The sequence below is a fragment of the Cellulomonas uda genome (assembly GCF_006538705.1).
GTDB classification, from domain to species: domain Bacteria; phylum Actinomycetota; class Actinomycetes; order Actinomycetales; family Cellulomonadaceae; genus Cellulomonas; species Cellulomonas uda.
The window spans coordinates 1-5353 of record NZ_BJLP01000086.1 but is presented as its reverse complement, the minus strand read 5'-3'; the positions used below and the strand labels follow the sequence as shown (position 1 = coordinate 5353).

The 5353-nt window shown below is 73.0% G+C and carries 5 protein-coding genes and 1 pseudogene; 4 read left to right on the top strand and 2 right to left on the bottom strand.

Features of this window, described 5'->3' with window-relative positions:
• Positions 1-8 precede the first annotated feature (8 nt).
• Positions 9-143: pseudogene (locus CUD01_RS16085) on the bottom strand (SDR family NAD(P)-dependent oxidoreductase); the annotation flags it as partial.
• 120 nt (positions 144-263) lie between these two features.
• On the opposite strand from CUD01_RS16085, the gene recQ reads away from it, so the two are divergent.
• The 4 genes from recQ to CUD01_RS16065 all read left to right on the top strand — a co-directional run bounded on the left by recQ (position 264) and on the right by CUD01_RS16065 (position 4555).
• Positions 264-2342 carry a DNA helicase RecQ gene (gene recQ / locus CUD01_RS16080; protein ID WP_218023868.1) on the top strand — a complete coding sequence of 693 codons (2079 nt, stop codon included), beginning with the start codon at positions 264-266 and terminating at the stop codon, positions 2340-2342.
• Positions 2343-2499: 157 nt separating this feature from the next.
• Positions 2500-3660: a lytic polysaccharide monooxygenase gene (locus CUD01_RS16075; RefSeq protein WP_141322503.1), complete on the top strand. Its 1161-nt coding sequence runs from the start codon at positions 2500-2502 to the stop codon at positions 3658-3660.
• 228 nt (positions 3661-3888) lie between these two features.
• Positions 3889-4161, top strand: a complete 273-nt coding sequence (locus CUD01_RS16070; protein WP_141322502.1) for a type II toxin-antitoxin system Phd/YefM family antitoxin — start codon at positions 3889-3891, stop codon at positions 4159-4161.
• Between the two features lies 1 nt (position 4162).
• The gene (locus tag CUD01_RS16065; protein WP_141322501.1) at positions 4163-4555 is read left to right on the top strand and encodes a PIN domain-containing protein; all 393 of its coding nucleotides are present in this window, start codon (positions 4163-4165) and stop codon (positions 4553-4555) included.
• A gap of 27 nt (positions 4556-4582) precedes the next feature.
• Here the strand turns inward: CUD01_RS16065 and CUD01_RS16060 are convergent, their stop codons facing one another.
• The gene (locus CUD01_RS16060; protein ID WP_141322500.1) at positions 4583-5182 is read right to left on the bottom strand and encodes a YdeI/OmpD-associated family protein; all 600 of its coding nucleotides are present in this window, start codon (positions 5180-5182) and stop codon (positions 4583-4585) included.
• Between the last annotated feature and the right edge of the window lie 171 nt (positions 5183-5353).

Here is a 5353-nt window from a genome sequence, read left to right as displayed (position 1 = left end):
CCCGCCTAGAGCTGGTGCGCGAGCCGGGTGAGGCGGGCCTCGTCGCGCGCGACGAGGACGAGGTCGTGCCTGGCCGTCGCGAGCTGCCACGCGAACTCCAGGCCCAGTCCGGCGGACGCGCCGGTGACGAGTGCGGTTCCCACGCGCCCACCCTACGGACCGGGGCGCGGCGGGCAACTCCCGCCACGCGCGCGCGAGACCGGTGCGACGGGACCTGTGGACGCGGTCGCGGACGTGTCGGCCGCGGCTCGTAGGGTGGTCGCGTGCACCCCGACGACTCGCCCCTCCTCGACGCGCCCGCCGGCGCCGAGCCCTGGCCGGACGAGCCGCCGTTCGACCCGTTCTACGACGACGCACCGCCGGACCTCGACGCGTGGGCGCACGGCGTCCCGCACGACGCTGCGTCGGGCGAGCTGGCGGCCGCGGTCGCCGCGACGACCCGCGGCACGGCCGGAGGTGCGCGACGGCCCGCACGCGCGTCGGACGTCCCTGCACGTGCGGCGGCGGCCGCGTCCGGGACACCGCTGGAGGTGCTGCGCCGGGTCTGGGGGTACGACGAGTTCCGCGGTGACCAGGCCGAGATCATCGACACGGTCGTCGCGGGCGGGGACGCGCTCGTCCTCATGCCGACCGGTGGCGGCAAGTCGCTCTGCTACCAGGTGCCGGCGCTGGTGCGCGAGGGCACGGGCGTCGTCGTCTCACCCCTGATCGCGCTGATGCAGGACCAGGTCGACGCGCTGTCGGCGCTGGGCGTGCGTGCGGGCTTCCTCAACTCGACCCAGCAGGCGTGGCAGCGGCGCGAGGTCGAGGAGGCGTACCTCGCGGGCGAGCTCGACCTGCTCTACCTCGCACCCGAGCGGCTCAACGTGCCGGACACGATCGACCTGCTGGACCGCGGGACCGTCGCGCTGTTCGCGATCGACGAGGCGCACTGCGTGTCGCAGTGGGGCCACGACTTCCGCCCCGACTACCTGCGGCTGTCGATGCTGCACGAGCGGTGGCCGGACGTGCCGCGCGTCGCGCTCACCGCGACCGCCACCAAGGTCACGCACGCCGAGATCGCGCAGCGGCTCCAGCTCGAGGACGCGCGGCACTTCGTCGCGAGCTTCGACCGGCCCAACATCCAGTACCGGATCGTCGGCAAGGACAACCCGCGCGCCCAGCTGCTCGAGCTGCTGCGCACCGAGCACGCGGGCGACGCCGGGATCGTCTACTGCCTGTCGCGCGCGTCGGTCGAGCAGACCGCCGAGCACCTCGTCGCGAACGGCGTGCCGGCCCTGCCGTACCACGCGGGACTCGACCGGCAGGTCCGCGCGCACAACCAGGCGCGGTTCCTGCGCGAGGACGGCATCGTCATGGTCGCGACCATCGCGTTCGGCATGGGCATCGACAAGCCCGACGTGCGGTTCGTCGCGCACCTCGACCTGCCGAAGTCGGTCGAGGGGTACTACCAGGAGACCGGCCGCGCCGGGCGTGACGGCCTGCCGTCGACCGCGTGGATGGCGTACGGCCTGCAGGACGTGGTCCAGCAACGCCGCCTGATCGACACGTCCGAGGGCGACGCCGCCCACCGCCGCCGCCTCACGCAGCACCTCGACGCGATGCTCGCGCTGTGCGAGACCGCGTCCTGCCGTCGCGTGCAGCTGCTCAACTACTTCGGCCAGCAGGCGCAGCCGTGCGGCAACTGCGACACGTGCCTGACCCCGCCGTCCACGTGGGACGGCACCGTCGCGGCCCAGAAGCTCCTGTCGACGATCGTCCGGATGGCGCAGCGCGGGCAGCGCTACGGGGTCGGCCACGTGGTCGACGTGCTGCGCGGCAAGCGCACCGCACGCGTCACCCAGCTCGGTCACGAGTCGTTGTCGACGTTCGGGATCGGGGCGGACCTGTCCGACACCGAGTGGCGTGGTGTGGTGCGCCAGCTCATCGCGGCGGAGCTCCTGGCCGTGGACACCGAGGGGTACGGGACGCTGCAGCTCGTCGAGGCGTCGGGCGAGGTGCTCAAGGGCGAGCGGCCCGTGCTGGTGCGGCGCGAGCCGGAGCGCGCACGACGACGCTCGTCGGGCTCGGGCGGCTCGGGCGCGGGGTCGGGCTCGACGTCGAAGGCGGCCGCGGACCTCGAGGGCGAGACGCTCGCGCTGTTCGAGCGGCTGCGCGCCTGGCGCGCCGGTGTCGCCAAGGAGCAAGGCGTCCCGGCGTACGTCGTGTTCCACGACGCGACCCTGCGTGACATCGCGCTGCGCCGGCCGACGTCGCTGGACGAGCTGGGGACCGTGGGCGGGGTCGGCGCGACGAAGCTCGAGCGGTACGGCGACGGGGTGCTCGCGACCCTCGCGGACTGACCCCACCCGGGCCGCCGCGGGCGACGACCGCCCAGCCGGAAACGATTCGGCCGGTTGTCGCCCTGGTCGGGGCCTCGCAGCCTGGGAGGACACCGCCCCAGCCGGTGTCCAGACCATGCGGCGACGATGCCGCGCACTCGAATGAGGGTGATCCGACATGACACGGCACCGCACCATCCTCCGGACCGGGCGCGGCCTCGCCGCGGTCGTCGCCGGAGCCATCGCACTGGCCATCATCCCGAGCGCCGCGCAGGCGCACGGCGGCCTCACCGACCCGCCGACCCGCACGTGGGCCTGCTACCAGGACGGCCTGGCCGGCGGCGCCGCGGCCGGCGAGGCCGGCAACATCAAGCCGCGCAACCCCGCGTGCGTCAACGCCTTCACCAACGAGGGCAACTACTCGTTCTACAACTGGTACGGCAACCTGCTCGGCACCATCGCGGGCCGCCACGAGACGATCCCGGACGGCAAGCTGTGCGGCCCGGACGCGAAGTTCGCCTCCTACAACACGCCGTCCTCCGCGTGGCCGACGACGAGCGTGAAGCCCGGCCAGCAGCTCACCTTCAAGTACGCGGCCGTCGCCCGGCACCCCGGCTACTTCACGACCTGGGTGACGAAGGACGGCTGGAACCCGTCCGAGCCGATCGGCTGGGACGACCTCGAGCCTGCGCCGTTCGACCGCGTGCTCAACCCGCCGCTGCGCGAGGGCGGGGTCGCCGGACCCGAGTACTACTGGGACGTGAAGCTGCCGACGAACAAGACCGGCAAGCACGTGCTGTTCAACATCTGGGAGCGCACGGACAGCCCGGAGTCGTTCTACAACTGCGTCGACGTCGACTTCAGCGGCACGACCTCCACGCCGACGCCTACTCCGACGCCCACCCCGACGCCGACGCCGACCCCCACGCCCACCCTGACCCCGACGCCGGGTCCGACCGGCACGCCGAACACGAGCCCGTCGCCCACCCCGACCCCGACCGTCACGACGCCCGCGCCGACCGACGGCCAGTGCGAGATCGAGGTCGACGTCTCCAACGCGTGGCCGGGCGGGTTCCAGGGCACGGTCACCGCGTTCAACGCGACGATGCAGCCCGTCAACGGCTGGACGGTGACGTGGACGTTCGCCAACGGTGAGACCGTGCAGCAGGCGTGGAACGCGAACGCCACCCAGTCGGGCTCGGTCGTCACCGCCAAGAACGTCGCGTGGAACGCGACGATCGCGCACCACAACGCGGTGTCGTTCGGCTTCATCGGCTCGGGCACGCCCGCCCCGGTCAAGGCGGCGACCCTCAACGGAGCCAGCTGCATCATCCGCTGACCCGCACGCACCACGGCAGCTCGCGAGGTCGTGCGTCTCTCGTCAGGTCGCGCAGTCAACCGCGCGACTCCGCGAGAGACGCGCGACTCCGCGAGAGACGCACGCCCCGGTCGGTCCGGGGCCGCAGGTGGCGCGGGGAAGGACGACGAGACCGGGACACCGCCCGCGGTGATCTGTCGGATCACCTGCGCCCGGCACCACGTCAGACATGCGTAGTACATTTGCTTCGTGTCGACCGTCACCAAGCGCGAGCTCAACCAGCACACCGCGCAGGTGCTCGAGCAGGTCACGCCCACCCACGAGGTCGTCGTGACCGAGCGCGGCGAGCCCCGCTGGCGTGTCACCGCCTACACCGAGCCCGCCGCGGGACTGTCCCGGCTCATCCGCGAGGGCCGGTACACGCCGCCGTCGGCGTCACCCGCTCCCTGGCACGACGGTGGCCCCGAATACACGGACGCGCAGGTGGACGCTCTGCTCGACGAGCTGAAGGGCGAACACTGACGTGTCGCTCGTGTACCTGGACTCCTCGGTCGCGCTGCGGACCATCCTGGGAGTACCCGAGCGCGCCCGCCTGCGGTCATGGCTCGACACCCCCGGGTACACGTTCGTCTCGTCGCGGTTGCTGCGCACCGAGGTGGTCCGGGTGCTGCGCCGCGAACGTCGCCCGCTCGTCGAGGGCGCTCCGCTGCTCGACCGGGTCGGCATCCTGGAGATGACCGCTCAGACCTTCGTCGTCGCCGAGTCCATCCAGTCGCACATCAAGACCCTCGACGCCCTGCACCTCGCGACCGCGCTGCTGATCGGCGAGCCCGTCACGGTGGCGAGCCACGACGCGACCGTGAGGTCCGTCGCGGCCGAGCTCGGCCTTCCGGTGACCGACCCGGTCGAGCGGTAGCCGACGACGAGCGGCGTGCAGCCGGGGTCACACGCCGTCGGGGCGGCGCTTCTGGGGGTAGACCGTGCGGCCCTCGGCGAGGTCGGCGACGAACGCCTCGATGCGACGGGCCCGGGTCTCGGGCCGCTTGGCCTGGGTGACGCGCAGCAGGACCGCGAAGCGGTTCGCCGAGGTCAGCGCGTCGAACCAGGCGCGCGCGGCGGGCACGGCGTCGAGAGCCGCCGCGAGGTCGTCGGGCACCTCGATGCGGGCCGGGCCGTGGTAGGCGGCGTCCCAGCGGCCGTCCGCCTGCGCGGCCGCGACCTGGGCGCGGCCCGCGTCGCGCATGCGTCCCTCGCGCTCGAGCCGCGCGATGCGCTCGACGTTCACCGCCGACCAGACGCTGCGGGGGCGGCGCGGGGTCATGCGCAGGAGGCTGCTCTGCTCGTCGCGGCTGCGTCGCTGCCCGTCGATCCAGCCGAAGCACAGCGCCTCGTCGACGGCCTGGTCGTACGTCAGCTCGGTGACCGTGCCGCCCTTCTTGTGCGTCACGAGCCAGACGCCGGTCGTCTGCGTGTGGTGCTCGGCGAGCCACGCCCGCCAGGCGTCGGCATCGGGGAGCAGCAGCACAGGGAGTTCGTCAGCCACCCCCCAACCCTCCCGCCCCCCACCCACATCCCCACCGCGAAAGTCGCGCGTCTCTCGCGGAGTCGTGCGTTTCTCGGTAGGCCGTGCAGATGAACGCACGACTGACCGAGAAACGCACGACCTAGCGAGGAACGCGCGACCCGGCGGGGCGGAAGCGGCGGGGGCAGCGGG